The organism is Streptosporangium sp. NPDC000509, assembly GCF_042898365.1.
Classification (GTDB): Bacteria; Actinomycetota; Actinomycetes; order Streptosporangiales; family Streptosporangiaceae; genus Streptosporangium.
On sequence record NZ_JBIAYX010000009.1, the window covers coordinates 148,163 to 174,276 of the forward strand.

Here is a 26,114-nt window from a genome sequence, read left to right on the forward strand (position 1 = left end):
TTCTAGGCCCCTTCCATCTGGCTGGCGTTGGCGTCGCGGCCGCCGAGCCTGCGCAGGAACAACGCCAGGGCGAGGCCCACGAGGACGAGGATGACGGCGATGGCACTGGCCGGCCCCATCAGGTTGGCCTGGAACCCGCGCTTGTACATGTCCAGGGCGAGCACCCGGGTGGCGTCGCCGGGACCGCCCGCGGTCAGCACGAAGATCAGGTCGAAGAAGGTCAGGGATCCGACGACCATGAGGGTGGAGGACGTGATGATCGTGTACTTGAGCTGCGGCAGCGTGATGCTGAAGAACTTGCGGGTGCGGCCCGCGCCGTCTATCTCGGCGGCCTCGTACATGGAACGCGGGATCTGCCGCACGCCGCCCTGGTAGAGCAGCGAGTGGAAGGGGATGAACTGCCACGACACCACGAAGATCACAACACTGAAGGCGAGGACGGGGTCGCCGAGCCAGTCCTGTACGAGCAGGTCGATGCCCAGCCCGGCGCCGAGCCCGAAGTTCGGGTCGAGCAGCGCCTTGTAGGCGATCGCGATGGCGGCCGAGCTCAGCAGCAGCGGGATGAAGTACAGCACGGCCAGCAGTGCGCGGTAGCGCTGCCGTCCGGCCAGGAACACCCCGAGCAGGATGCTGGCCGGCGTCTGGACCGCCCAGGAGGCGACCATCACCAGCAACGTCACCCACAGGGCGTGCGGGAGACCGGGGTCGCTGAGCACGGCCCGCCAGCTCGTGAGCCCGGACATCTGGATGTCGCCGACCTGGTCCCAGGTGCTGAAGCTGAGGAACAGGACCCCGAGCAGCGGGATCACCCCGAAGGCGGTGAAGATCAGCAGGGCCGGTACGGCCAGCCACGGAAGGACGGCGCTGTGGTTCCTTCGCGTGGCGGCCGACGGCCTCCCTCTTCTGGCGGGGGAGGTTAGCGTGCTCAACTGCCGATGACCGCGTTCAGGTTGGAGGCGAACTCCTCAGGCGTGATCGACAGCTGGAACAGCTTGGCGATGTTGTCCAGGAGCACCTCGGCCGCGGTGGGGCTGAGCGCCTGGTCCCAGGACTGGGCGAAGGCATTGGCGTTGCTGGCGATGCCGTAGACGAACTTCAGGAACTCCTCGTCCTTGGAACCGGCGAACGCGCTGTCGGCGCCGTTGACGATCGGCACCGCGCCCGTGCCCGCCCACTCCTTGACGTCCTCGTCGTTCAGCACGGCGGTGGCGAAGAACTTCTTGGCGATCTCCTTCTGCTCGGGAGTCGCCTTGGAGGAGATCGACAGGTACTGGCCGGGGTTGCCGACGGTGTTGCCGGGGTCGCCCTTGCCGCCCTCGACCGGCGGGAAGTTCATGTAGCCGAGGTGGCCGCCGGAGACGAAGTCGCCGCCGTCGGCGGACATGCTGCCGTACGTCCAGCCGCCGTGCAGCATCATCGCGGCCTTGCCGGTGTACAGCAGGGCCTGGTCGGCGTTGGAGTCGGCCGTGATGGAGGAGAAGCCCTTGATGAACCCGTTCGCCTTGATGAGCTCCTGCATCTTGGTCAGGGCCTCGATGGCGGCGGGGTGGGACCAGGCGTCCTTCTCGCCGTCGAACACGGCCTGGAACACCTCGGGGCCGCCGATGCGGTCGAAGAGGAACTCCAGCCACATCATGTTCGTCCAGCGCGACTGGCCGCCGAGGGAGAACGGGGCGATGCCCGCGGCGTTGAACTTGGGGACGAGGGCCATGATGTCGCCCCACGACTTCGGCGGCTCCACGCCGACCTTCTCGAACACCTTCTTGTTGTAGAACAGGATGATCGGCTGCATCGTCTCGGCCGGCATCGCGTAGATCTTGCCGTCGATGGTGGCCGCGCCGAAGGAGGAGGAGAAGAGCCGGTCCTTCACGGCCTTGTTCTCCTCGAACCAGGGGGTGAGGTCCTCAACCTGGTTGGCCTGCACGTACGTGCGCAGGGTTCCGCCGCCCCAGCCCCAGATGATGGTGGGGGCCTGGCCGGCTCCGATCGCCGTCTTGATCTTCGTCTTGTAGGCGTCGTTCTGCATGGCCGTGAAGTCGATCTGACCGTCGGGGTTGGCCTTGTTGAACCGCTCCACGGCCCTGGTGCGCACGCCCTCCTGCGGCTGGTTCGACAGGAACCAGTAGGTGGCCTTGCTCGCGGCGTTCCCGCCGCTGCCGCCGGTCCCGGTCCCTCCGGCAGGGGTGGGGCCGGAAGTGCCGCAGGCCGCCAGTGTGGCTCCCAGAGGCAGGCCCATGGAAAGGGCGAGGAAGGTGCGGCGAGATGGTGTCGTTGACTCCACGCTGATCTCCGTATGTCGAATGCCGAGGCTGGGCGAGGCTCCGTGTGAAAAATCGGTGGCGGCCGTAGGTCGTGGATCAGCACCCCCGCTGTCAGGCATCCGCTCTTGCGCCCGACATGTCGAAACATTTCCGAAACAGACCGCGTGGCACGTCAATTTAGATTTCAGATAGTTGCGTGTCAAGAGGTCATCGCATGTCGGGATGAGCTTGGTATGTGCGGTATGTAAGGTACTCTCATCTGGACTTTTCCTGGTCGTATCGTTTGCGGCAGGATTCGGGTAGAGCTTTCGTAGCACACCGAAAAGTTTCGAATGGGTTGCGGTGCGGGTTTTTCTTGAGGAGAGCAGATGACGGCGCTAGATGGGACCCCCACGACGGGCCGGAGCCTCCGTCCGTGGCAGGACCCGGCACTTCCCGTGGCCGACCGGGTCGACGCCCTTCTTGCGGAGATGACCCTGGAGGAGAAGGTCGGCCAGCTCGGCAGCCGGTGGCCGGGCAACGTCATGGGGGCTGAGCAGGGCGGAGAGCCCCAGGAGAGTCAGGAGAGTCAGGAGGGCACGGCGAACGTCGCCCCGATGCAGGACGTCTTCGCGGCTTCGGGAAGCGTGCCCTTCGAGGAGACGATCCGCCACGGGCTCGGTCATCTGACGCGGGTGTTCGGCAGTGCTCCGGTGACCGCGGCGGAGGGCGCCGCGGAGGTGGTGCGTCTGCAGTCCGAGGTGGTGAAGCACTCCCGGCTCGGCATCCCGGCGCTCGTCCACGAGGAGTGTCTGACTGGTTTCACTACTTATGGCGCGACCGTTTACCCCGCTGCCATCGCCTGGGGGGCGACGTTCGACCCGGACCTCGTGGAGCGGATGGCCACCGCCATCGGATGGGACATGCGCGCCGTGGGCGTCCACCAGGGCCTGTCACCGGTGTTGGACGTGGTGCGCGACTACCGCTGGGGCCGGGTCGAGGAGACGATGGGCGAGGATCCGTACCTCGTCTCGATGCTCGGCGCGGCCTACGTGCGCGGCCTGGAGAACGCCGGGATCATCGCCACCCTCAAGCACTTCGCCGGCTACTCCGCCTCCCGGGCGGCCCGCAACCACGGCCCGGTGTCGATGGGGCGGCGTGAGCTGATGGACATCGTCCTGCCGCCTTTCGAGACCGCTCTCGTCGAGGGGGGCGCTCGTTCGGTGATGAACTCCTACTCCGACGTGGACGGTGTCCCCGCGGCGGCCGACTCGTGGCTGCTGAACGACCTGCTGCGCGACGAGTGGGGCTTCACCGGGACGGTGGTCTCGGACTACTGGGCGATCCCGTTCCTCGCGACGATGCACCAGGTCGCCGCGGACACCGACGAGGCCGGGGTGCAGGCGCTGAGCGCGGGCATCGACGTCGAACTTCCCGACACGCTCGGCTTCGGCCGGCACCTCGTCGAACGGGTGCGGCGGGGCGAACTGCCGGAGTCCCTGATCGACCGGGCCGCCCGGCGCCTGCTCACCCAGAAGGTGACGCTCGGACTGCTGGATCCGGACTGGACCCCGGAGAGGTCGGTCGCCCAGGCGGCGGACGTGGACCTCGACTCGCCGGACAACCGGGCACTCGCCAGGGAGCTGGCCGAACGGTCGATCGTGCTGCTCGACGCGGGCACCGCGCTGCCGCTGCTCGGCGAGGGACGTCCTGAGCCGCGCCGGGTGGCCGTGGTCGGCCCCTGTGCCGACGACCCGCGCACCTTCATGGGCTGCTACGCCTTCCCCAACCACGTGCTGCCCCGCCACCCGGAACTCGGGCTCGGCGTGGACGCGCCCAGCCTGCTCGACGCGCTGCGGGCCGAGTTGCCCGGCGCCGAGCTGATCCACGAGCAGGGCTGCGAGGTGCGGGGCGAGGACCGCTCCGGCTTCGCCGCCGCGACCCGGGCGGCCCGCGAGGCCGACGTGTGCGTGGCCGTCGTCGGCGACCTGGCGGGGATGTTCGGGCTCGGTACGTCGGGCGAGGGCTGCGACGCCGAGGACCTGCGGCTGCCCGGTGCGCAGGAGGACCTGCTGGCCGAGCTCGCCGCCACCGGCACGCCGGTCGTGGTGGTCGTCGTCTCGGGCCGCCCGTACGCACTGGGCGAGGTGTCGAAGACGGCCGCCGCGCTCGTCCAGGCGTTCATGCCCGGCGAGGAGGGCGGAGCGGCCATCGCCGGAGTCCTGTCCGGCCGGGTGCAGCCCAGCGGGAAGCTGCCGGTGCAGATCCCGCACGGCCCCGGCGGGCAGCCCGGCACCTACCTGCAGCCGCCGCTGGGCGCCAACAGCCAGGGCATCAGCAACCTCGACCCGACCCCGCTGTTCCCGTTCGGGCACGGCGCCTCGTACACCACCTTCGCGATCGACTCCCTGAGGATCAGCGACGCCGAGGTGCCCACCGACGGGGAGTTCACCGTGTCGGTGCGGGTGCGCAACACCGGGAACCGGGCAGGCGAAGAGGTCGTGCAGCTCTTCCTGCACGACGTGATCGCCCAGGTCACCCGGCCGGTGCTGCAGCTCACCGGATTCACCAGGGTCAGGCTGGAACCCGGCGCGAGCGCGACGGCGACCTTCACCGTGTCCGCCGACAGGACCGCGTTCACCGGGCGCGACCTGCGGCGCGTCGTGGAGCCGGGGGATCTTGAGGTGTTCGTGGGCGCGTCGGCGTCCGACCTGCCCTGCCGGGGCCGCGTGACCTTGACCGGTCCGCCGCGTCACGTCGGCGTGGACCGGCGACTGGTCACCCGGGTGGACGTGGAACCGGCTCCGGGCGCTTCCGCCGCACAGCAAGGGAGAACAGATGCCGGCAAGTCCTAGGAGGGCCACGCTGGCCACGGTCGCGGCCTCGGCGGGGGTGTCGGTCGCGACCGTGTCCAAGGTGCTCAACGGCCGAGGTGACGTCTCCCCGGTGACCCGCTCCCTCGTGGAGTCGTTGCTGGAGGAGCACGACTACGTCTCGCTGTCGCAGCGCCGCCGGGGCGACGCGGCCGTGCCGGCCACGCTCGAGGTGGAGCTCAACGCCGACCTCAACCCGTACTCGACCGAGATCGTCCAGGGCGCGGTGCGTGCCGAGGCCGACGCGGCGATCGTGGTGAGCATCCGCACGAACGCCGACCGCGCCGGGACCTGGGCGCGCGGCCTCGCCGCGGCCGGGCGGCGGGCCGTGATCGCCATCACCAGCGAGCTGACCGCCGAGCAGCTCGGCGCCCTGTCCCGGGCCCGGTTGCCGCTGGTCGTGATCGACCCGCTGAACATGCCGCAAACCAGGGGGGTCGTCAGCGTCGGCTCGACGAACTTCGCCGGGGGACTGGTCGCGACACAGCACCTGCTCGCGCTCGGGCACCGGCGTATCGCCTACCTCGGCGGCCCGGCCACCGCCGCCTGCAACCAGGCCCGTCTCCACGGCTACCGCGCGGCGATGGAGGCCGCGGGCGCCCCGGTCCCCCCGAGTCACGTACGGGAGGGGCCCTTCCACTACCAGGAGGGGGTGAGGGGCGGCGCGGCCCTGTTCGACCTGCCCGAGGTCCCCACCGCCGTCTTCACCGGCTGCGACGAGATCGCGCTCGGCGTGCTGGAGGCGGCCAGGGCGCGAGGGCTGCGCGTGCCCGAGGACCTCAGCGTTGTCGGCTTCGACGACACCCAGGTCGCCAAGATGGCCTCGCCCCCGTTGACTACCGTGCGCCAGCCGCTGCGGGAGATGGGCGGGGTCGCCGTGCGCACGGCCCTGCGCCTGGCGGCCGGCGAGCGGGTCGACTCCCACCACGTCGAACTCGCCACCGAACTGGTGGTGCGCGGCTCCACCACCGCACCCGGCAGGGACTGAGCGCCTCAGCTCTTCGAAGGGCTGGGGACGATCGACTTCTCGACGTGGAGGAGCATCTCCAGGTGCTCCCGCACGACGCGATCGGTGAGGGTGGCGAGCTTCTTCACCGCGGGGGCGGAGCCGTCGTCGATCTCCCTCTTCACGAGGGCGACCCCCTCGCGGTGGTTGGCGATCTCCATGCTGATCCAGGCCCTGTCGAACTCCGTCCCGCTCAGCGCCGTCACCTCCTTGAGACGCCGGCGCTGCACCTCGCTGGGCTCGCCGGGGAGCTTGACGCCCAGCCGGTCGGCCACCTGCCGTATGGTCCTGTCGAGTTTCGTGTGGTCGGTGACCAGCTTCGCCCCCAGCACGCGCACGGCATCTCCGGCCTCCCGGTCGTTCCGGTCGTCGGTCTTCCCGGTGACGGCGAGGCCCGCCTCGATCTCGAACAGGCTGCCCTGGTGCGCCTGGACGAGGAATTCCCGGTCCTGCCGGTTGGGTGGCGGGAGAGCGGAGGCGGCGTCGGCCGTGCCGCTCGTCGCCGCCATGGCGATGGCCAGCGTGATGATCGCCTTTCGAGTCATCGGGTCCTCCGTCGATCAATTCACGGTCAGAACTGGCACCCTTCCTTCTCTCATATACGGATATATGGGTTTATATGACGCTATAAGCAGTAAATCTTATGGAAAGTGCACATATGGTGCCGTTGGTAGAACGAGCCGATTCTGCCGTGCCCGCATGACCTGGCGACGGATGTCCGGTCCGGCGCCCATAAAACGCGCAGAACCCCACCCAGGTGACACGGGCCGTGGCTAAATGTGATGAGATTTAACCTGTTCGCGTGATCCGTCCGCTCGAGACTCGTTCGAGGGGGACACCACGACCGTCATGACCTGCCGGACAGCGGCCGGACAGTGGGAGGTGGGCGTCATCGGTATCGTCTCGCCCGGGTTCTTCGGCCGCCGTCGCGCCGGCAACCCGGACCTGCCGCCGGGGCAGTACCTCACGGAGGACTTCCCCGTCCTGTCGGCCGGACCCACGCCCCTGGTCTCCACCGACGACTGGAGCCTCGGCGTCACCACCGAGACCGGCGAGGTCGTCCGCTGGAACTGGGCGGAGCTCAACGCACTGCCCGTGGAGCGGTTCACCGTCGACCTGCACTGCGTCACCAAGTGGTCCAAACTCGGCACCACCTGGGAGGGCGTGTCACTCGACACCCTCCTCGACGGCGTGGAGACCTCCGCGGAATACGCGCTGGCGACCTCCTACGGCGGCTACACCACCAACCTCCCGCTGGAGGACCTCCTCGACGGCCGGGCCTGGATCGCCGTCCGCTACGAGGGCGAGCCCATCACCCCCGAGCACGGCGGGCCCGCCCGGCTCCTCGTGCCGCACCTCTACCTCTGGAAGAGCGCCAAGTGGGTGCGCGGCATCCGGCTCCTCGACGAGGACCAGCCGGGATTCTGGGAGGGCGTCGGCTACCACAACTACGGAGACCCATGGCGCGAGCAACGGTACTGGGGCGACTGACCTGGAGGGTCGCCACGGTCACCGCCGTGCGCGACGAGACCTCCGGAGCACGCACGATCACCCTGGACGTTCCCGGCTGGCCCGGCCACCTCGCCGGCCAGCACGTCGACGTACGGCTCACCGCCCCCGACGGCTACTCCACCCAGCGTTCCTACTCCATCGCCTCCGCCGCGGACGGGGAACGCGTGGAACTCACCGTCGAGCCGCTGCCCGACGGTGAGGTCTCCCCCTACCTCGCCCAGGTCCTCTCGCCCGGTGACCCGCTGGAGATACGCGGCCCGATCGGCGGCTGGTTCGTCTGGCGTCCGGAGGCGTCCGAGCCGGTGCAACTGGTCGCGGGCGGCTCGGGGGTCGTCCCGCTCATGGCGATGATCCGCGCCCGCGCCTCGGCCGGGGTCGGCACACCGTTCCGGCTGCTGTACTCCACGCGCGGGCCCGGCTCCGTGCTCTACCGTGCCGAGCTGGAGCGCCACAGCGCCGACGGCTCCGGCCTGGACGTCACCTACGCCTACACGCGCGAGGTGCCCGACGGCTGGGCACGCCCGCCCGCGCGGGTCGACGCCGCCCTGCTCGCCGAGGCCGTCTGGCCCGTCGAACGGAAACCGGCCGTCTTCGTGTGCGGTCCCACCGGATTCGTCGAGACCGTCGCGGGCCTGCTCGTCTCGGCCGGGCACGACCCCCGCCTGATCCGCACGGAACGCTTCGGCCCCAGTGGAGGACCATCATGAGCCAGGACCACCTCGACGGGAACGCGGCGGGCGGAGCACTGCGCGACGTGTTCGCCGTCGACCTGACCGCCGCCACCGGCCGGTGCTCCGGCTGCGCGCGAAGCCTCACGCTGGCCGAGGCCCTCCTCTACACCCACGCTCCGGGTCTGGTGGCCCGCTGCCCCGGGTGCGAGGAGGTCGTCTTCCGGCTGGTGAGGGCACCGGGGCGGGCATGGCTGGACATGCGCGGCATGACGTGCGTCCAGTTCGAGCTGCCCGCCGACTCCTGACACTCCTGCGAGACGTCAGAGCCTGACGGCCCGGGGGCGGTACGGCTCGGCGAGGAAGGCGAGTTCCTTCTCGGTGAGGGACAGGTCCACCGCGGCGACCGCGTCGTCCACATGCCCGGCCTTGGTCGCGCCCACGATCGGGGCCGAGATGCCCGGCTGGTGCAGCAGCCAGGACAGCGCCACCCGCGCGGGAGCGACCTCGCGTTCCCCTGCCAGCTGGGCGACCCGGTCGAGGATCAGACGGTCGTTGTCGGCGTCGTCGTAGAGGGCCTCGATCCGGGGGTCGCTACCCGCCCGGGTGGTGACCTCCTCGGATCCGGCGCGGGCCAGCAGACCTCGGGCCAGCGGGCTCCACGGGATCAGGCCGATGCCCTGGTCGAGGCAGAGCGGGTTCATCTCCCGCTCCTCCTCCCGGTAAAGGAGATTTTGATGATTTTGCATCGACACGAATTTTGTCCAGCCGTGGATCTCGGCGGTGTGCTGTGCCTTCGCGAACTGCCAGGCGTACATGCTGGAGGCGCCGATGTAGCGGGCCTTGCCCGCGCGGACCACGTCGTGCAGGGCCTCCATGGTCTCCTCGATCGGCGTGTCGGGGTCCCAGCGGTGGATCTGGTACAGGTCCACGTAGTCGGTGCCCAGGCGGCGCAGTGAGGCGTCGATCGAGGAGAGGATGTGCTTGCGCGACAGGCCGCCGTCGTTGACGCCGTCGCTCATCGGCAGGCACACCTTGGTGGCGAGCACGTAGTCGTCCCTGCCGGGGAAGATCCTGGCGAGCAGGCGGCCGGTGACCTCCTCGCTGGCGCCGAACGAGTAGACGTCGGCGGTGTCGAAGAACGTCACTCCCGCCTCGGCGGCCCGGCGCACGATCGGCTCGGCCGCGGCCTCGTCGAGAACCCACTCACCCCATTTGGCGGGGTCGCCGTAGCTCATCATGCCGAGGCAGATCCTCGACACCTTCAAACCGGTGGACCCCAGGCGCACGTATTCCATGTAAAACCTCCCGATCTTCAAGAGCCTGAGCCCACCCTACGACCGCAGCCTCCGAGCGGTTCGGCCCACCCGCCGCCGTTCCCCGCGGATGGGCGCGCAAGATCCGAGGCAACGGTTTTCCCGCCCCGTTCTCTCCTGGGCTCAAAGGTCAGGACAGGTGGCGGGACCACCATTCCAAAACGGCCTCGAAGCGCTGCAGGCGGTGCCTCGGGCGGCCACTGCGCGTGAGCTCGTGGCCCTCGCCGGGAAAGAGCAGGAACTCGGCGGGGACACCGTTGCGGCGCAGCGCGACGAACATCCGCTGCGCCTGCTCCACCGGGCAGCGCAGATCGTCCTCGGAGTGGACCACGGCGAACGGCAGGGTGATCCGGTCGGCCCGGTAGAGCGGGCTCATCGCGCGCTGCGCCGCAGGATCGGGGCCGCAGTAGGCGTCGGCGAAGAACCAGCCGATGTCGGAGGAACCGGTGAAGGAGTCCCAGGCGTTGACCGCGCGCTCACTCCAGGCGGCCCTGAACCGGCTCCCATGGTGGGCGGCGAGATGGCTCGTCATGAAGCCGCCGTAGGAGCCGCCCATCACGCCCACCCGCTCCGCGTCGCACTCGGGAGTGGCCAGCGCCGCGTCCAGCAGGGCGAGCACGTCGTCGGCGTCCACGGTGCCCAGCGCGCCGACCACCGATCGGCCGTGCGCCTGGCCGTACCCGCAGGAGCCGCGCGGATTGGGCAGGACCACCGCGTACCCGGCGCCCGCGTAGATCTGGGTCTCGTCCAGGAACGCCCACCCGTGCTGGTAAAAAGGGCCGCCGTGCACGTTCAGCAGGACCGGGTGCGGCCCGTCGCCCTCGGGCAGGGCGAGCCAGCCGTGCACCGGGTGGCCGTCGGCGGAGACGGCGGTGATCTCACGCAGCGGCCTGATCCCGGTGAGGGCGCCGGAGAAGTCGGTCAGCGCCCCGTCGGGGGTGACCACCTCGCCGGGGCTCGCGGGCGTGGACACCACCGCGACGACCCTCTCCCCGCAGACGGTGAACGCCTTCACGCTCGCCCGCTCGCCCAGGACCACGACGAGCTCCTCCAGCGGTGCGTCGAGGGCGCCGGAGGGCACCAGGCGCAGTTCGACCGCGCCGCGCGTCCGCACCGCGACCAGGACGCCGTCCTTTCCGGGTGCGGGAGGCAGCGAGTCGCAGTCCACCGACTCCTCCTCGGTCAGCCGGGTCCCGGCCGCCGCCCCGCCGCTCTCGCCGGCGCCGCCGATCCGCAGCGGGGCGCGGTACAGGCCCGTATTGCGGGCCACCGCGTCGATGCCCGAGAACGCCGTACCGAGATAGAGCACCTCCCCGCCCGGCAGGGCGACGGGATGCTCGGCGGAGCCGTCGCTGCGCACCGCGAGGATCGGGGCGCCCCCACCGGAGGGGACCGCGTACACGTCCGTGTGCAGGCTCTCGCCGTCGAGGTCGCGGGGAGCCGAGACCAGCACGTGCTCGCCGTCCGTGGTCCAGCCGGGGGAATCCACGTCGTAGGGACCCTCGGTCAGCCGTACCGGTCGCGGGACGTCGGCGAGGGCGTTCACCACGAACAGGCTCTGTGGCCGGTCGAAGGTGAAGCCGGCCCCGTCGGTCCGGTAGCGCAGCCCGGTGATTCGGCGAGGTGCCTCGGCCGCGGCGCTCACCCCCTCCTGGGTGCCGTACCGGCCGGGCTCGGCGACCCGGGCGACGAACGCGATCCTGCGGGAGTCCGGCGCCCAGACCGGGACGCCCGCGCCCAGGGGCAGATCGGTGATCGGCCGGGCCTCGCCGCCGCCGGTGGGCATCACGTACAGCTGCGGGCGGCTCCCTTCGGTGGCGTCGGAGCGCAGGAAGGCGACCCAGGCGCCGTCGGGGGAGATGCGCGGCGCGCTGTCGCGCTCGCCGAAGGTGAACCTGACGGGTGGGCCGTCGGCGGGCACCCGCCACAGACTTCCCGGGTAGGCGTCGGCCTCCGGGTCGGGGGTGGCCAGGTCGACAAGGAGGAGATCACCGTGGAGCGTGACACTCCCGGGAACGGTGAGCTGGGCGAGGTCTTCAGGGCGCATAACCAGTAAAGCTATCCAAGGTGCGCTTTGGCGGGCGCGCTCTCGGGCGGCTTTCCGCCCGTGCCGGAGGGTTCGCCGGGATCCCTCCCCTCCTCAGCGCGGGGACGGCAGGATCATCGTGACGCCGGGAACGGAGCCGATCGAGGCGAGCGCCGCTCCGGCCTCCTCCAGGCCGATGGAGCGGGTGAGGAGGGCGTCCGGGCTCAGGGCGCCGTCGGCGACGGCCGCCAGCATCGCCGGGTAGGCGTGGGCGGCCATGCCGTGGCTGCCGAGGAGTTCGAGCTCGTAGCCGATCACCCGGCCCATCGGGAGCGGGGTGAGCCCCGGCAGCAGGCCGATCTGCACGTGGCGTCCACGGCGGCGCAGGCTCTCGATCGAGGCCACGCACGTCCCGGGACTGCCGAGCGCGTCGATGGAGACGTGGGCGCCGCCCGAGGTCAGCTCCCTGATCCGCGCGGGGACGTCGGCCTCGGGTGCTTCGGCCCCGACGCAGGCGACGGCGCCGAAGCGCCGGGCCAGCTCCAGGGCTCCCGGCGAGACGTCCACGGCGATCACCCGGGCTCCGGCCGCGGCGGCGATCATGACGGCGGAGAGCCCCACGCCGCCGCAGCCGTGCACGACCACCCACTCGTCCGGCCGTACCCGGCCCACGGCGGTCACGGCGCGGTAGGAGGTGGCGAAGCGGCAGCCCAGGCTCGCGGCGGTGGTGAAGGCCATCTCCTCGGGGAGCCGTACGAGGTTCACGTCCGCGTGATCGACGGCCACGTACTCGGCGAAGGAGCCCCAGCGGGTGAACCCCGGCTGGGTCTGGTGTTCGCAGACCTGCTGGTCACCGGCGAGGCAGGCAGGGCAGGAGCCACAGGCGCAGACGAAGGGGACGGTCACCCGGTCGCCCGGCCGCCACGAGGTGACGCCGGCGTCCACCGCCTCGACGACCCCGGCGAACTCGTGCCCCGGCACGTGGGGGAGGACCCGGATGTCGGGGTCGTGGCCCTGCCAGCCGTGCCAGTCGCTCCGGCAGAGCCCGGTGGCCTCCACGCGGATCACCGCTCCACCGGGCGGAGGTTCGGGGGCGGGCACCTCCCGGACCTCTGGATCGGCCCCGAAGGCGTCGAAAAGCACCGCTCGCACCCGCCCACACTCCTCTGCCCCGGTCCGTGGTCTCCGGCGCTTTCCGCCGGTGGGCCCACCTGACCGGTGAGCCTATTCGGTCGGTGAGCGGGTCCGGTCGGCCGGTCCTGTTCGGCGGTCTGCCGGCTCGGCCTGTCCGGTTCGGTCAGACCGGCCGGATGGTGGGGCCGGCCGCTCCGGACGGTCGGCAGGTCCGGTCGGCCGAAGGCCCGGCCAGGTCAGGAGACGTTTCCGGGGGGCGTTTCCAGGGGGGTGGGACCTCCCGATACGCCGTGTCCGCGGCCGGTCGTGAGGTGTCCTGATTAGAAGGTGCACTCTGGGAGAGAGGGAGGGTCACAAGGGTCAACTGATCGGACGGTGTGATGGGGCAGCAAGTCGACAAGGACCGCTACTCCGAGGCGGAGTTCCTCCGTTTCAGGGGAAAGCTGGCGGAGCAGCTCGACACCCTTCGCGAGGTGCTCGCAAGACCGGGTTTCGGCACCGGTCCCGCGACCATCGGGGCCGAGCTGGAGATGTTTCTCATAACGCCCGAGGGGAGGCCGCTTCCCCGTAACCACGAGGTGCGGGCCGCCGCGGACGACGACCGGCTCACGCTGGAGCTGGGCAGGTTCAACCTGGAGGCCAACCTGACTCCGCTGCCGATCGCCGGACGGCCGTTCACCGCCCTGGTGAGCGAGATGCGGGAGATCATGACCGTGGTGGACGCGGCGGCCGCGGCGCAGGGCGGGCAGGCCGTGGTGATCGGGATCCTGCCCTCGTTGAGCGAGTTCGACTTCACCCACGAGGCGCTGAGCGGCGATGGCCGCTACCGGGCGCTGGCCAGGGGCATGCGGCGGCTGCGCACGGAGCCGTTCCGGGTGCGCATCGAGGGCGTCGAACTGCTGGAACTGGAGGTCGAGGGGGTGATCCTGGAGAGTGCCAACACCTCCTGGCAGGTTCATCTCCGCACACCCCCCGCCGACTTCTCCCGCGTCTACAACGCCGCCCAGCTGGCCATCGGCCCGGTCCTCGCGGTCAGCGGGAACTCGCCCTCCTTCCTGGGCAGGAGGTTGTGGGAGGAGACGAGGATCGCGCTGTTCGAGGAGGCCGCGGACGACCGGGACGTGGAGCGGCTCGACCGCAGGGACCGGCGGGTGGGGTTCGGTTCCGGCTGGGTGCGAAGCGTCGAGGAGATGTTCGAGACGTGCGTCCGCGACTACGAGCCGGTGCTGCCGATGACCTTCGCGCCGGAGGAGGTGCCCGTCGGCGGCGTCCCCGGACTGGCCGAGCTCCGGCTCCACCAGGGCACCGTGTGGCAGTGGAACCGGCCGGTCTACGACCCCGGTGACGGCGGCCACCTGCGGGTGGAGATGCGTGCCCTGCCCGCCGGGCCGAGCGCGCCCGACATGGCGGCCAACAGCGCCTTCCTGCTCGGGCTCACCGCCGCCCTGGCGGTCCAGCCGGTGGAGGACTTCCCCTTCGCCGGGGCCTACCGCAACTTCTACCGCGCCGCGATCCACGGTCTGGACGCGCCGCTGAGCTGGCCGGGCCTGGACGAGGAGATCCCCGCCGAACGGCTCGCCCTTGAGCTGCTGCCGGTCGCCGAGGCCGGGCTCGACAGGATGGGGGTGGACCCGGACGAGGCCCGGTGGGCGCTGGACATCGTGCGGGAACGCGTCGCCCGCCGCCGTACCGGTGCGATCTGGCAGCGGGAGGCGCTGGTTCGCGAGGGCGGCGACCAGGCCGCGGCGGCGCGCGTGGTGAGCCGGTACCGGGAGCTGTCGCTGGGCGGGGAGCCCGTCCACACCTGGCCTTTCTAACTGCAAAGGGATTTGAGTACCGGCATACTCATGAACTCCGCATCTTGATCCGCCGATCCTGGCGGAACCGGACAGGAAGAGACCCCCTCATGAGTCAGATGAAGGTCGTATCGACCGAACCGTTCGGGCTGAAGCGGGACGGAGGCGGCCTCACGGCCGGAATCAAGATTCTGGAGAAGGACCTCAAGCGGGCATCACTCGACACCGTCCTGGCCAAGGCCAACCGGGTCACGGTCAGGAAGGGGTCGGCCGGCACCGGGGCGTTCGGCACGATGAAGCCGAAACCGGTTGACTGGTACACCTTCGACGCCGGGGACAACGCCACCAAGGAGTGGTATCCCCAGGGCCTGACCTGCGCCTCCGACGCCGGGCTCGCCGGGAGCGCGTTCGTGGTGAGCTGGTACCACACGCCGTCGTCGGGGGCGGAGCGGGGCGTACGCCTGACCTTCGTGAATCCCGCGACGCTCCGCTACCGGCACGTCCTGCTGGTGCGGGTCGGGGCCGACGGAGGCATCACACCGATCAACATTCACGCCGGTGGCGTCGCCTGGTACGGCAACCTGTTGTATGTCGCCGACACCACCCGGGGCCTGCGGGTCTTCGACACCCGGCAGATCTTCGAGATCAACGGGAGCGGTACGGAGACCATCGGAAGGAAGGCCGGCGTGTACGACGCGTTCGGCTACCGGTACGTGATGCCGCAGACCGACGCCTGGACCACCACCAGCGGCAGCGTCCGCTTCTCCTTCGCCGCCGTCGACCGCAGCACCGATCCCGATGTGCTGATCTCCGGCGAGTACGTCGACACCGCGGGCACGGTCGGACGGGTCGCCCGCTGGCCGCTGAGCGCGGAGGGGACGTTGAACGCCCCGGCGGGGGGCGTCGTCCAGGCGATGGACGCCTACGCGCTGCCGGGGGACAAGATCCAGGGCGCGCTCTCCTACGAGGGCGTCTGGTATCTCAGCCAGGCAGCGGGGTCCACCAGGAACGGCACCCTGATCGTGGTCGGCGACACGGTGCGTAAGCGGCCCTATCCGGTGGGGCCGGAGGATCTGACCTGTGTCCGGGGCAAGAGGACGCTGTGGAGCGTGAGCGAGTTCGTGGGCCGTCGCGTGGTGTACGGCGTGCCGCTCTGAGGAGCCACTTCGATGACCGTTGCGCCCGGGGACGGCGAGCACCGGCGCCACCGCGAGTCGCCCGCGCTGCCGGTCGCTTCGACGGCACCGGCGTGCCCGGGGTTGCTGTGAGGGCGTGGTGCTCGACGTTCCCGAGGCCGCTGGAGGCGGTCGTACGGTGTGCCGCTCCGAGACCGTGGGCCCTTTCAGTGGGGGGAGCCGCCGAGCAGGCGGAGATCGCCGCCCAGGGAGACGGAGACGGCGGTGGTCGCGATCGCGGTGAGCGCCTGGGCGACCAGCGTGACGGGCATGGAGGGCATGGCCTCGCCCAGGACCTGTTCCGGGCTGAACGGCACGTGCACGAAGCCTCCGCGAACCGCCGGCCGCTCGGTGGTGATCATGTGCATGAGGCCGTAGAAGAGGTGGTTGCACAGGCACGTCCCGGCGCTCTGTGAGACGCTCGCCGGGACTCCGACGGCCCGCGCCGCGGCCACGCACGCCTTCACCGGCAGGGTGGAGAAGTAGGCGGCGGGGCCACCGGGCACCACCGGCTCGTCGATCGGCCGACGACCCGTGCCGTCGGGGACGCAGGCGTCGTCGAGGTTGACGGCCACCCGCTCCACCGTCACGTCGGGTCGCCCTCCGGCCTGTCCGACGCACACGACCACCGCTGGATCGTGCTCCACCATCGCCGCGCGCAGGTGCTCCAGCGACCCGCCGAACGCGCAGGGGAGCAGCGCGGTCCGCACTCCGGGGACGAGCCCGATCGCCTCCCACGACGGGTTCGCGGCGCCGTCGAGCGGTTCCAGCCCGGCGAGCAGGACGCCCTTCATCGGTGCTCCGAGAACGCGGGGTCCGAGAACGCGGGGTCCGACGTCGTGAGATCCGAGTCCGCGAGATCTGAGGCCGTGGAGTTCGAGGCCGTGGGGTCCGAGGTGGGGGAGCCCGTGGACGGAGAAGCTGTGGGAGGGGAACTCGCGGGTCCGGAGTTCGAGGGCTTCGAGGGCAGGGCGCAGGCGGGGGTGCCGCCCGGCAGGCGGTGACGGTTGGCGGCGACGAGCCGGTAGACCCCCCGGGCCACCCACCGGAACGGCGGGATCCGCAGCACGAACCCCAGCGGGCTCCACGGGAGACCGGCGGCGATCAGCAGCCTGGCCACCGCCTGCGCTTCGCCGTACACCCGGCCGCCCTCGACCCAGAGCACCTCGCGCTCGGCCCGCTCGCGCGTGACACCCAGCGCCCGGAGATCCGCGAACTGCCACGGGACGACCCGGGCGCGCACCCCGATGCGGCGCTTGGCGAACCGGACGCTCGTCGTGCAGAAACCGCAGTCGCCGTCGAAGACCAGTACAGGTTCTTCCGTCATGCACCTGACATTACCCAGGAGGACCCGATCAAGGCCCGGCGACCAGGGTGACCGCGACCGGACGGTGGTCGGAGTGCGGCACATCGGGGTTGGCCTGGTCTTTTCCGGTGAACCCCGGGGTGACGAGCACGTGGTCGATCTGCTGCGCGGGCCCGCTCCGGGACGGGATGGTGTTGAACGGCCTGACCGGGGCGAAGGGGTCGGTGAGGCCGGCGTCGGTCAGCACCCGCCAGGCCGGATCGCCGGGCTGGAGGTTGAGGTCACCGGCCACGATCACCGGGGTGTCGTCCCTCGCGGCGTTCCTGACGATCTCCCCGAGCTGCTCGACCTGGTCGAGTTCGCGCCAGCCCGGCGGAGGCTGCAAATGGGTGCCGATCACGGTGACGTCCTCGCCCTGCCACCGCAGTCCGACCTCCAGCGCCTGCGCGCCGGTCGGGCCGCCCTGGACGAGCACGTGGTTCTTGATCGAGGTGATCGGCAGCGTGGTGAGCAGGGCGTCGCCCCACACCTCGTCGGTCGCCGGGGCCCAGATGTAGTGCATGTCCAGCCGTTCGGCGATCAGCCGTACCCCGTCGTGGCCGCCGTTGAGCAGCCAGCCCCGGTCGGCCTCGCTCAGCACCACCACGTGCGGTCTCAGCTCCCTGAGCGCGTCGGCCTGCTGTTCCAGCGAGAGCCTGCCGGACTCGCCGTAGCCCATCCTGATGTTGTACGCCGCGATCCGCAGTCCGTCCTCGGGGCCCTTCCAGCCGGGGTGGGCACCCTGCCACAGGGGAACGGCCGCCACCAGCGCGACCGCGGCGACGGAGGCCGCCGCGAACCGCCGGTCGTAGGAGCGGCGCGGCAGGCCCGCGCTTCCCGTCACGCCGCCGAGCGCGACGACGAGCGCCGCGCAGATCGGCACCCACGCGTTGGGCAGGTAGAGGTCGTAGGCGGCGTAGTAGCCGAAGACGAACACGACGAACAGCAGCATGCCCCCGGCCGTCGCCAGGCCCCGCCGGGCCGGCCGATCCCGGCCGAAGGTCGTCGCGGCGTGCGCGAGGCAGGCCCCCAGCGCGACCTGCCCGACGATCTGCGCGACGATCGTCCAGCCGGGCGCCACCCCGTGAACGCCGTCCACGGTGGCCCTGCCGAATGTGAACGCCACCGCCGAGGCCACCAGGGCGACCGCGGGCAGCAGCGGGCGGCGCAGCACCGGCAGCGCGGCGGGCGCCGCCGACACCACCGCGAACGCCGCCACGATCACGGCCGCGGCCTGCTGCGCGGAGACGGTCGCCGCCTGGGCGTGCGCGGTGTTGCCGGTGTAGAGGCCCCAGAGCAGCAGGGCGGGGCCGAGCGTCAGCCAGGCTCGGGGAGCCCCGGAGTACTCCTCGTCCGGGGGTTCGGCCCGGACCGTGAACGCGCAGAAGAGCAGGAGCTCCACCACCAGCAGCAGCCACGGGACCGCTCCAGGCCGCCACATCAGGTCGATGCCGTCGAGCGCCGCGTGGATCACCGTGGAGGCGGCCAGGCCGGTGATCACCCCACCCATCACGGGCCGGGCGTCGATGCCGCTCATCGCGATCGCCACCAGCCAGACCAGCCCGGCGAGCAGGCCGAGACCGGCCACGTACAGCTGCGGCCCCCCGCCGTCGGTGAGCTGGAGTGCGAGCCGGGACAGGAGCAGCAGGCCCGCGGCGCCGAGGGCGATCAGCGGAGGGCGGACGAATCTGGCGAGCGGTACGGTCAGGAAGGCCAGGACGAACCAGGAGACGGCGAACAGGCCCATCATCTCCGCCGGGGTGCTTCCCGCCCGGCCGAAGAGTGTGATCAGCGATGGCAGGAAGACCCGGAGCACGTCGACGAGCACGACCACGCCGAGGGTCACGTCCAGGCGGATCCGCATGCTACCTCCCAAGAACGCGAGCTATCCTCGCCTTCTTCGCCGCCCATGACAAGGGCGAGACCTGCCCGAAGCGTCGCCCCCGTGGGGGAGACGACCTCGCCGGAGCCGGAGCCCCTCAGCGAGCCGGGGGCTCCTGTGACGATTCTCCGGGCGAATCCGGGTCCGCGGCAGGAGAGGAGGAGAGGTCGAGGTGGCGGAACGCCTCGTGCGCGGAGCGGACACTGTCGCGCAACGCCTGTTCCAGCTGATCGGCGTCCTCGGTGAGCCTCCCGATCTCCGGTACGGCGAAGGCGTCGGCGCCGGACTCCGCGAGCAGTTCCTCGTAGCGGGGAAGCCGCGCGCGAAGCGCCTCGATCTGGTCATGGGCGCGCAGCGCCCGCTCGGCGTCGGCCACGTGGCTGGCGTAGCGTTCCAGGGCCTCGACCCGCGCGAGTACGGCGGCCTCGCTCGCGGCCAGCGCCCGCTCCAGCGGCGCCATGGCGGCGGCCACCTCCGGAGTGCTCCCGCCGTACACGAACTCCTGGTGCTCGTTGCGCAGTGAGGAGAGCTTGTTCAGCAGCCGGGCGATCTCCCACTCCTGAGTGGGGAGCATCACCGAGTTGCGCACGCCGTCGAGCATGCCCGCCGCGTTGACGCGTGAGCGCAGGATGTAGTCGATCGCCTGCTGGGTCCGGTCGAGCAACTGTCCGGCGGCGTAGTCGAAGTCCTCGGCCGGGAGCAGGTAGCGGCCCTCGTACCAGCGGGCCTCGCGGTAGAGCTCCTGCTCGACCGTCTCGGGCTCCGCGGGCTCGCGGGCGGCCAGCAGGCCGACGAAGACCACGAAGACGAGCAGCGAGAGCATGAAGAACAGCAGCTGCCCGACGTCGGCGAGGAACATCAGGCACACCAGGAAGAGCGCCGCCACCCCTCCGCCGGCGTTCAGGAAGCGTCCGGTCAGGCGGGAGTTGGGCGGCGAGGGCTCGGGGGTCCAACCGGCGCGGATGCGCGACAACATCGACGCGTGCCGGCGGAACAGGTCGGCGGTCCGGGGGGGAACTTCAGGATCGACCACCACTGACCGCACAGGCTCGTCCCTCCGTTCGATCACATTTCACGTCAGCCGAGATGGCGGAAAGCCTCGTGTGCCGAGCGTACGCTCTCGCGGAGTGCTCGCTGAAGCATGTCGGCGTCACCGCTGAGATGCCTGATCTCCGGCCCGGAGAATCTGGCCGCGCCCGTCTCGGCGACGAGCTGCTCGTACTCGGGCAGATGCGCCCGCAGGACCTCGATCTGCCCCTGGGCGCGCAGCGCCCGCTCGGCGTCGGCCACGTGGCCGGCGTAGCGTTCCAGGGCCTCGACCCGCGCGAGTACCGCGGCCTCGCTCGCGGCCAGCGCCCGCTCCAGCGGCGCCATGGCCGCGAGCACCTCGGGGCTCCTGCCGCCCTTGGCGAGGTGGCGGTGCTTGGCCCGCAGTGAGGAGAGCTTGTTCAGCAGCCGGGCGATCTCCCACTCCTCGGCGGGGAGCATCACCGAGTTGCGCACGCTGTCGAGCATGCCCATCGCGTTGACCCGCGAGCGCAGGATGTGGTCGATCGCCCTCTGGACCCGGCCGAGCTGGTGTCTGGCGTCGTAGTCGAAGTCCTCCAGGATCAGGAAGCGCCCGTGCCATTGCCGCGAGTGCGCGTACAGGAGCCGCTCGACGGAGTCGACGGGGGAGGGCTTCCTGGCGAGGTAGACCACCCCGAGGATGAAGAGATAAAAGATGATCAGCGGGATGAGCAGGACGACGGCCTGGGGGATCGGAGCGCCGGCGAAGACGAGGCCGCCCCCCACGACAGCGACCGACCCGCCGAAGAAGCCCATGAGCGCTCCCGGAACCCTGGGGGCGTCCACGTCCCTGGGCGGGCGTTTGGTGCGGAGGCGATAAAGCAACGGGCCGTTCTGGCGGAAGAGGTCGGCGACCTCCCCGGGCACCTCAGGATCGACCACCACGCGCTGCACAGGCGCCCCCTTTGCCGTGTTTCAAAAGCATAGCGATTAACCATGTTTCAGGTCATGCCTCTTACATGGTGCTCCCTATCATCAAGTATCGCGTGCCGAAAAGAAGATCGGGATGATTGTCCGGGGATCGCCCCAGGTGGGAAGGGGATCCTCCCGGGCCGACCAGGGGCTGAGGAGGATCCGTCCCGGTAGACGGGCCGGTGGAAGCCTTGAGGCGGTCGCGGCCGTCGAGAGCCGGCCCGGGAGGCGGATCGCCTCGTGTCCTACGGTTCGCTTCGTGCCCGGGATATCCGCAGCTCACGGTCCCTTTCGGACAGATCGCTTCGTGTCCTACGGTTCGGTGAGGAGGTAGAGCAGCGCGGCCATGCTGGTGCCGCACGTGACGTCGCCCCTGCCGACCATGTCGCGGACGTCGGCGAGTGGCACCCACTCGACGCGCTCGGCCTCCCACGGGTCGGCCGGCGGGCCGATGTGGACGGCGCCGTCGGCGCGGAAGATGTGGTGGACCGAGTCGGAAAGCCCGTTGCTCGGCTGGACGCGCAGCAGCGGGCGCAGCGGTCCGGGGCGCCATCCGGTCTCCTCCTCGAACTCGCGTGCGGCGGCCGTCGCCGGCTCCTCGCCGTCCTCGATCCCGCCGATGGGAATCTCCCAGCCCCACGAATCAGGGATGAAGCGATGCCGCCAGATCAGCAGCACCCGCCGCCGATCGTCGGTGACGACGGCTCCGGCCCCCGGCGCGGTACGGATCAGCCGGTAGTCCAGGCGCCTGCCGTCGGGAAGCTCCACGTCCGCGACCCGGACATCGAGCCACCGATCGGTGTAGAGAGGTTCTTCTGAGTGGACCTGCCAGCGCATGCGATGTGCTCCCAGCGTGTTACCTGATCTCGTCCACGCTACCGAGGGTGGGGCCCCGGACGTTCGGCGTTTCTCCCGGACGCCGTCAGCCGATCCTCTCGCCGTACACATGGTCGACCGTCATGACCATGAGCACCCGGCGGTCGGAGACCATCACCGCCCGGTACTCGTCCCAGTCCGGGTGCTCTCCGGCGGCGAGGCGGTAGTAGCGCACCAGTGCCTCGACCTCGGGACCGTGCGGGTCGTTTCCCGGCCCGGTGAGTGTCGCCGTGCCCTCGGCGGTGGCCCATGCCAGACCGTCGGGGGCGGTCACCTCCAGTGTGGCGCGCGGGTCTCGCCGCAGGTTCGCCGTCTTGGCGCGCCCCTCGGTCATCGAGACGTAGACGACCTCGGCCTCCGGGTCGTAGAAGGGCATGACGGGGGAGAGTTGGGGGCGGCCGTCGGACTTGATCGTCGCGAGGACACCGAGGCGGCTTTCCGTGAGCAGTGCGCGCGGATCGAATGGTGTGGCGGTCATGCTCAGGGCCAAGGCACGACCGGATGCCGATTATTCCCCCGCGATGCGGGGCCGAGAGGGCGGGGGCGCTTCGCCGGGGGCGAGGACACGGGGCGCTTCGCCGAGATCGAAGACCTCCCATCAGTACGACACATCTGAACGTTTCATGCGGGCTGGTCGGCGCAGGTGACCGCGCGGCAGGCATCGTCCCAGGTAGAGGCGGAAAACGGCTCACCATGCCCGGAACGGCGGTGTGCTATTTGTGAAATAAGTAGGCTTAAAGTCTTGACGGGGATAAGCGCCCGGAACGTAATGGGTAGTGAGGTCCCAGGGGTGATCCTTCCGGTGCCTCCGCGGCTGGATCACATGAGCGGGATGTGGGGACGCTTCGCGCCCTCCACGTCGTGATCGGCCATGTCGACATTCACCACCTCGCCGCACCATGCCTTCTTTCGTGGTGTCACCGGTGAGGCGCACCCTCCTGGGAGAAGCACGTGACCGATCGAACGAGCCCTGCGGCCGAGGCCCGCCTTGGCCCGGCGTGGTCGTCCCCATCGGTGTCGTGATGGCCAGGAGACCGCCTCCGCCGCTCCGCCGATCGCGGTCACCGTGCCACGGAACGGCATGATCCGGACGGTCCCCGACCTGGATCCGCGCAGTCGGCCGTCGCCGTACATCTCCTCGTTCGGCGACGGTCTCCACCTCGGGAGGGCGTCACCCACCTGAGGCGGAGGGCGTGACCTGACCCACACCCCCCACCCCCCGAAGGAACCACCGTGCAACCATCTTCGCCTGCTACGGCGCGCAGACCGGTCCTGACCGGTATCGTCGCCGGGTTGCTGGCCGCGGCGTTCACCCTCGTCGCCCCCGTCACCTCCACCCTCGCGGCCACCTCGGCCCTGCACGCGTCATCGTCCGGCGTCAACGGAGCGGGTTCGTCGTACCAGGCGCTCGCGCTGAACATCCCGGCATCCGACTACCAGCAGATCTCACTCGCGTCGGGCGGCAACGAGATCGGCGAGGCGATGTCACTGGCCGTGTTGCCGAACCGGTCGGTCCTCCACACGGCCCGCGACGGCACGCTGCGCGTGACCGACGTCAACGGCAACACGAAGGTGTCCGCCAGGCTCAACGTCTACACCCATGACGAGGAGGGCCTGCAGGGGGTCGGAGTCGATCCGAACTTCGCCACGAACCGCTACGTCTGGCTGTACTACTCACCCCGGCTGAGCACGCCGAACGGCGACGCCCCGGCTACCGGCACCCAGGCGCAGTTCGACCAGTGGAAGGGCGAGTTCTACCTGTCCCGTTTCACCCTCAAATCGGATGAAACGCTCGACATGGCCAGCGAGAAGGTGGTCCTGCGGGTCGCCAACGACCGCGGTCAGTGCTGTCACGCGGGCGGTGACATCGACTTCGACGCGCAGGGCAACCTGTACCTGACCACCGGCGACGACACCAACCCCTTCGAGTCGAGCGGCTACTCCCCGCTGGACGAGCGGACCAACCGCAACCCGCAGTACGACGCCCAGCGCTCGGCCGGCAACACCAACGACCTGCGCGGCAAGCTGCTGCGGATCAAGCCGCAGGCGGACGGCACCTACACGATCCCCAGCGGCAACCTGTTCGCGCCCGGGACGTCGGGGACGCGGCCGGAGATCTACGCGATGGGCCTGCGCAACCCGTTCCGGATGAGCGTCGACAAGGCGACCGGCGTCGTCTACCTGGGCGACTACGGGCCGGACGCGGGGTCGACCAACTCCAACCGGGGGCCGAGCGGTCAGGTGGAGTTCAACCGCATCACCTCCGCCGGCAACTACGGCTGGCCGTACTGCACGGGCAGCAACACCACCACCGAGACCTACAACGAGTGGAACTTCGCCTCCAACAGCACCGGCCCGAAGTACAACTGCTCGGGAGGCCCGACCAACAACTCCTTCCGCAACACCGGACTGACCACGCTGCCCCCGGCCAAGCCGGCGTGGATCAAGTACGCCGGTGACTCCGGCTCGCCGCCGGAGTTCGGCAGCGGTTCGGAGTCGCCGATGGGCGGTCCGGTCTACCGGTACGACGCGAACCTGAACTCAAGCGTCAAGTTCCCCCAGTCGCTCAACGGACGGTTCTTCGCCGGTGAGTACGGCCGTCGCTGGATCAAGGCCATCGAGGTGAAGAGCGACGGCGGTTACGGCGAGATCTCCTCGTTCCCCTGGTCGGGGACGCAGGTGATGGACATGGCCTTCGGCCCCGACGGAGCGCTGTACGTGCTGGACTACGGCACGGGAAACAACAACCAGGCGCTCTACCGGATCGAGTACATCGGCCAGGCGGCCAACCGCAACCCGATCGCGAGGGCCTCGGCCGACAAGACCTCGGGAGCGGCTCCGCTGACGGTGAACTTCTCCTCGTCGGGCAGTTCCGACCCCGAGGGCGGCGCGCTGACGTACTCGTGGAACTTCGGCGACGGCACCACCTCCACCGCCGCCAACCCGACCAAGACCTACACCACCAACGGCTCGTACACCGCCACGCTCACCGTGCGCGACCCGCAGGGGCTGACCGGAGGCGCGAGTGTCAGTGTGACCGTCGGCAACACCGCCCCGTCCGTCACGCTCACGTCGCCGGGCGACGGTCAGTTGTTCTCCTTCGGCGACACGGTGCCGTTCCAGGTCAGCGTGAGCGACCCGGAGGACGGCACGATCGACTGCTCGAAGGTGACGGTCACCTACTCGCTCGGCCATGACAGCCACGCTCACCAGATCACCTCCAGGAACGGCTGCAGCGGCTCCATCGCGGTGCCGGTCGACGGTGAGCACGACTCCGCGGCGAACATCTTCGGTGTCTTCGTGGCCTCCTACACCGACGGGGGCGGCCTGACCGCCACCAGCAGCCGGACGCTGCAGCCACGGTACCGGCAGGCCGAGCACTTCGGCGCCCAGCAGGGCGTGCAGACGGCGGACCACGCCAGCGCCGATGGCGGCAGGACCGCCGGCTTCGTCGACGACGGCGACTGGATCTCCTTCCAGCCGTACAACCTGAGCAACGTCACGAGCTTCACCGCGCGGGTGTCCTCGGCGGGCGCGGGCGGCCGGATCGAGGTACGGGCGGGCTCGGCCACGGGCACGCTGCTGGGATCGGTGAACGTCACGAGCACCGGTAGCTGGGAGACCTTCGCCAACGTCTCGGCGAACATCAGCGGCGGGCCGAGCGGCGCCACGACGCTGTACCTCGTCTTCCGCGGCGCGACCGGTCAGGGCTACCTGTTCGACCTGGACTCCTTCACCTTCGGCACCGGCACGACGCCCAACCCGACGCCGACGCCCTCGCCGACGCCTTCCGGTGACACGAGCGCGTTGCGTGGGGTGGCGTCGAACCGGTGCCTGGACGTCAGCGGTGCCTCGCAGACCAACGGTGCGGCGGTGAACATCTGGGACTGCAACGGCCAGGCCAACCAGCGGTGGACCTCGACCAGTTCGAACGAGTTGCGGGTGTACGGCAACAAGTGCCTGGACGTGAACGGGGCCGGGACCGCGAACGGCACGGCGGTGATCATCTGGGACTGCAACGGTCAGAACAACCAGAAGTGGCGTTTCAACTCGGACGGCACGATCACCGGGATCGGCAGCGGCAAGTGCCTGGACGTGTCCAACTCCGGCACGGCCAACGGCACCAGGGTGCACATCTGGACCTGCCAGGGCAGCACCAACCAGAGATGGAACCGCGTCTGAGGCGGTCCGCCTCGTACGCGCTCCCGACCCCCCACGAGCACCTCATCGATGTGGCGCCCGGCGCGGCCCGGCTCATCGCCGAAAAGGCCTCGCCGGGCGCCAC

General features: G+C 70.3%; 21 protein-coding genes. 8 read left to right on the forward strand and 13 right to left on the reverse strand.

Annotation, left to right across the window (positions count from 1 at the left end; genetic code table 11):
• Positions 1-2: 2 nt before the first annotated feature.
• Both ACFY3D_RS18130 and ACFY3D_RS18135 read right to left on the reverse strand, forming a co-directional pair.
• On the reverse strand, positions 3-929 hold the full coding sequence (locus ACFY3D_RS18130) for a sugar ABC transporter permease (RefSeq protein ID WP_362897145.1): 927 nt from the start codon (positions 927-929) through the stop codon (positions 3-5).
• Positions 926-2,281, reverse strand: coding sequence for an extracellular solute-binding protein (locus tag ACFY3D_RS18135; protein WP_389980702.1), 1,356 nt, complete (start codon positions 2,279-2,281; stop codon positions 926-928). The genes ACFY3D_RS18130 and ACFY3D_RS18135 overlap by 4 nt, the downstream gene beginning before the upstream one ends.
• A gap of 348 nt (positions 2,282-2,629) precedes the next feature.
• Between ACFY3D_RS18135 and ACFY3D_RS18140 the strand changes: the two genes are divergently transcribed.
• The gene (locus tag ACFY3D_RS18140) at positions 2,630-5,095 is read left to right on the forward strand and encodes a glycoside hydrolase family 3 N-terminal domain-containing protein (protein ID WP_389980704.1); all 2,466 of its coding nucleotides are present in this window, start codon (positions 2,630-2,632) and stop codon (positions 5,093-5,095) included.
• Complete coding sequence (locus tag ACFY3D_RS18145; protein WP_389980706.1) at positions 5,079-6,101, forward strand: LacI family DNA-binding transcriptional regulator; 1,023 nt, start codon at positions 5,079-5,081, stop codon at positions 6,099-6,101. Before ACFY3D_RS18140 ends, ACFY3D_RS18145 begins: the two co-directional genes overlap by 17 nt.
• 5 nt (positions 6,102-6,106) lie before the next feature.
• Here ACFY3D_RS18145 and ACFY3D_RS18150 read toward each other — a convergent pair whose 3' ends face one another.
• Positions 6,107-6,664, reverse strand: coding sequence for a DUF4142 domain-containing protein (locus ACFY3D_RS18150; protein ID WP_389980708.1), 558 nt, complete (start codon positions 6,662-6,664; stop codon positions 6,107-6,109).
• A gap of 346 nt (positions 6,665-7,010) precedes the next feature.
• Here ACFY3D_RS18150 and ACFY3D_RS18155 point away from each other — a divergent pair, with 346 nt between their 5' ends.
• From ACFY3D_RS18155 to ACFY3D_RS18165, 3 genes are read left to right on the forward strand one after another with little or no spacing between them, the layout of a single operon-like run.
• The gene (locus tag ACFY3D_RS18155; RefSeq protein WP_362922221.1) at positions 7,011-7,610 is read left to right on the forward strand and encodes a sulfite oxidase-like oxidoreductase; all 600 of its coding nucleotides are present in this window, start codon (positions 7,011-7,013) and stop codon (positions 7,608-7,610) included.
• The gene (locus tag ACFY3D_RS18160; RefSeq protein WP_389980710.1) at positions 7,580-8,338 is read left to right on the forward strand and encodes a ferredoxin reductase; all 759 of its coding nucleotides are present in this window, start codon (positions 7,580-7,582) and stop codon (positions 8,336-8,338) included. The genes ACFY3D_RS18155 and ACFY3D_RS18160 overlap by 31 nt, the downstream gene beginning before the upstream one ends.
• Positions 8,335-8,607: a DUF6510 family protein gene (locus tag ACFY3D_RS18165; RefSeq protein ID WP_350943902.1), complete on the forward strand. Its 273-nt coding sequence runs from the start codon at positions 8,335-8,337 to the stop codon at positions 8,605-8,607. Before ACFY3D_RS18160 ends, ACFY3D_RS18165 begins: the two co-directional genes overlap by 4 nt.
• 15 nt (positions 8,608-8,622) lie before the next feature.
• Here ACFY3D_RS18165 and ACFY3D_RS18170 read toward each other — a convergent pair whose 3' ends face one another.
• The 3 genes from ACFY3D_RS18170 to ACFY3D_RS18180 form a co-directional block, all read right to left on the reverse strand.
• The gene (locus ACFY3D_RS18170; RefSeq protein ID WP_389980712.1) at positions 8,623-9,597 is read right to left on the reverse strand and encodes an aldo/keto reductase; all 975 of its coding nucleotides are present in this window, start codon (positions 9,595-9,597) and stop codon (positions 8,623-8,625) included.
• Between the two features lie 148 nt (positions 9,598-9,745).
• Positions 9,746-11,662, reverse strand: a complete 1,917-nt coding sequence (locus ACFY3D_RS18175; protein ID WP_389980714.1) for a S9 family peptidase — start codon at positions 11,660-11,662, stop codon at positions 9,746-9,748.
• 93 nt (positions 11,663-11,755) lie between these two features.
• Positions 11,756-12,793 carry an alcohol dehydrogenase catalytic domain-containing protein gene (locus ACFY3D_RS18180; RefSeq protein WP_389980716.1) on the reverse strand — a complete coding sequence of 346 codons (1,038 nt, stop codon included), beginning with the start codon at positions 12,791-12,793 and terminating at the stop codon, positions 11,756-11,758.
• A gap of 362 nt (positions 12,794-13,155) precedes the next feature.
• Between ACFY3D_RS18180 and ACFY3D_RS18185 the strand changes: the two genes are divergently transcribed.
• Positions 13,156-14,592, forward strand: coding sequence for a glutamate--cysteine ligase (locus tag ACFY3D_RS18185; protein WP_389980718.1), 1,437 nt, complete (start codon positions 13,156-13,158; stop codon positions 14,590-14,592).
• A 98-nt stretch (positions 14,593-14,690) separates the two neighbouring features.
• Complete coding sequence (locus ACFY3D_RS18190) at positions 14,691-15,728, forward strand: hypothetical protein (RefSeq protein WP_389980720.1); 1,038 nt, start codon at positions 14,691-14,693, stop codon at positions 15,726-15,728.
• Positions 15,729-15,913: 185 nt separating this feature from the next.
• Here ACFY3D_RS18190 and pcp read toward each other — a convergent pair whose 3' ends face one another.
• The 7 genes from pcp to ACFY3D_RS18225 all read right to left on the reverse strand — a co-directional run bounded on the left by pcp (position 15,914) and on the right by ACFY3D_RS18225 (position 22,307).
• Entirely contained in the window at positions 15,914-16,540 is a 627-nt protein-coding gene (gene pcp, locus ACFY3D_RS18195; RefSeq protein ID WP_389980722.1) for a pyroglutamyl-peptidase I, read from the reverse strand.
• Complete coding sequence (locus tag ACFY3D_RS18200; RefSeq protein ID WP_389980724.1) at positions 16,537-17,073, reverse strand: DCC1-like thiol-disulfide oxidoreductase family protein; 537 nt, start codon at positions 17,071-17,073, stop codon at positions 16,537-16,539. The genes pcp and ACFY3D_RS18200 overlap by 4 nt, the downstream gene beginning before the upstream one ends.
• Before the next feature lie 28 nt (positions 17,074-17,101).
• A complete protein-coding gene (locus ACFY3D_RS18205) occupies positions 17,102-18,955 on the reverse strand; it encodes an endonuclease/exonuclease/phosphatase family protein (RefSeq protein WP_389980726.1) in 1,854 nt (617 codons plus the stop codon).
• Between the two features lie 115 nt (positions 18,956-19,070).
• Positions 19,071-20,018 (reverse strand): hypothetical protein, encoded by a 948-nt coding sequence (locus ACFY3D_RS18210; protein WP_389980728.1) that lies wholly within the window; start codon positions 20,016-20,018, stop codon positions 19,071-19,073.
• 32 nt (positions 20,019-20,050) lie between these two features.
• Positions 20,051-20,935 (reverse strand): hypothetical protein, encoded by an 885-nt coding sequence (locus ACFY3D_RS18215; protein WP_389980730.1) that lies wholly within the window; start codon positions 20,933-20,935, stop codon positions 20,051-20,053.
• Positions 20,936-21,265: 330 nt separating this feature from the next.
• Positions 21,266-21,790: an NUDIX hydrolase gene (locus tag ACFY3D_RS18220; protein ID WP_389980732.1), complete on the reverse strand. Its 525-nt coding sequence runs from the start codon at positions 21,788-21,790 to the stop codon at positions 21,266-21,268.
• Positions 21,791-21,875: 85 nt separating this feature from the next.
• Complete coding sequence (locus ACFY3D_RS18225) at positions 21,876-22,307, reverse strand: PPOX class F420-dependent oxidoreductase (RefSeq protein WP_389980734.1); 432 nt, start codon at positions 22,305-22,307, stop codon at positions 21,876-21,878.
• 755 nt (positions 22,308-23,062) lie between these two features.
• On the opposite strand from ACFY3D_RS18225, the gene ACFY3D_RS18230 reads away from it, so the two are divergent.
• The gene (locus ACFY3D_RS18230; RefSeq protein ID WP_389980736.1) at positions 23,063-26,011 is read left to right on the forward strand and encodes a lectin; all 2,949 of its coding nucleotides are present in this window, start codon (positions 23,063-23,065) and stop codon (positions 26,009-26,011) included.
• The last annotated feature ends 103 nt before the right edge of the window (positions 26,012-26,114 follow it).

Excerpts from the sequence above, each read along its gene's own strand:
- ACFY3D_RS18185 (WP_389980718.1), top strand. The coding sequence starts at position 13,156 with ATGGGGCAGCAAGTCGACAAGGACCGCTACTCCGAGGCGGAGTTCCTC.
- ACFY3D_RS18225 (WP_389980734.1), bottom strand. The coding sequence starts at position 22,307 with ATGACCGCCACACCATTCGATCCGCGCGCACTGCTCACGGAAAGCCGC.
- ACFY3D_RS18165 (WP_350943902.1), top strand. The coding sequence starts at position 8,335 with ATGAGCCAGGACCACCTCGACGGGAACGCGGCGGGCGGAGCACTGCGC.
- ACFY3D_RS18150 (WP_389980708.1), bottom strand. The coding sequence starts at position 6,664 with ATGACTCGAAAGGCGATCATCACGCTGGCCATCGCCATGGCGGCGACG.
- ACFY3D_RS18190 (WP_389980720.1), top strand. The coding sequence starts at position 14,691 with ATGAAGGTCGTATCGACCGAACCGTTCGGGCTGAAGCGGGACGGAGGC.
- pcp (WP_389980722.1), bottom strand. The coding sequence starts at position 16,540 with ATGAAGGGCGTCCTGCTCGCCGGGCTGGAACCGCTCGACGGCGCCGCG.
- ACFY3D_RS18170 (WP_389980712.1), bottom strand. The coding sequence starts at position 9,597 with ATGGAATACGTGCGCCTGGGGTCCACCGGTTTGAAGGTGTCGAGGATC.
- ACFY3D_RS18200 (WP_389980724.1), bottom strand. The coding sequence starts at position 17,073 with ATGACGGAAGAACCTGTACTGGTCTTCGACGGCGACTGCGGTTTCTGC.
- ACFY3D_RS18220 (WP_389980732.1), bottom strand. The coding sequence starts at position 21,790 with ATGCGCTGGCAGGTCCACTCAGAAGAACCTCTCTACACCGATCGGTGG.
- ACFY3D_RS18145 (WP_389980706.1), top strand. The coding sequence starts at position 5,079 with ATGCCGGCAAGTCCTAGGAGGGCCACGCTGGCCACGGTCGCGGCCTCG.
- ACFY3D_RS18140 (WP_389980704.1), top strand. The coding sequence starts at position 2,630 with ATGACGGCGCTAGATGGGACCCCCACGACGGGCCGGAGCCTCCGTCCG.
- ACFY3D_RS18205 (WP_389980726.1), bottom strand. The coding sequence starts at position 18,955 with ATGCGGATCCGCCTGGACGTGACCCTCGGCGTGGTCGTGCTCGTCGAC.
- ACFY3D_RS18160 (WP_389980710.1), top strand. The coding sequence starts at position 7,580 with ATGGCGCGAGCAACGGTACTGGGGCGACTGACCTGGAGGGTCGCCACG.
- ACFY3D_RS18175 (WP_389980714.1), bottom strand. The coding sequence starts at position 11,662 with ATGCGCCCTGAAGACCTCGCCCAGCTCACCGTTCCCGGGAGTGTCACG.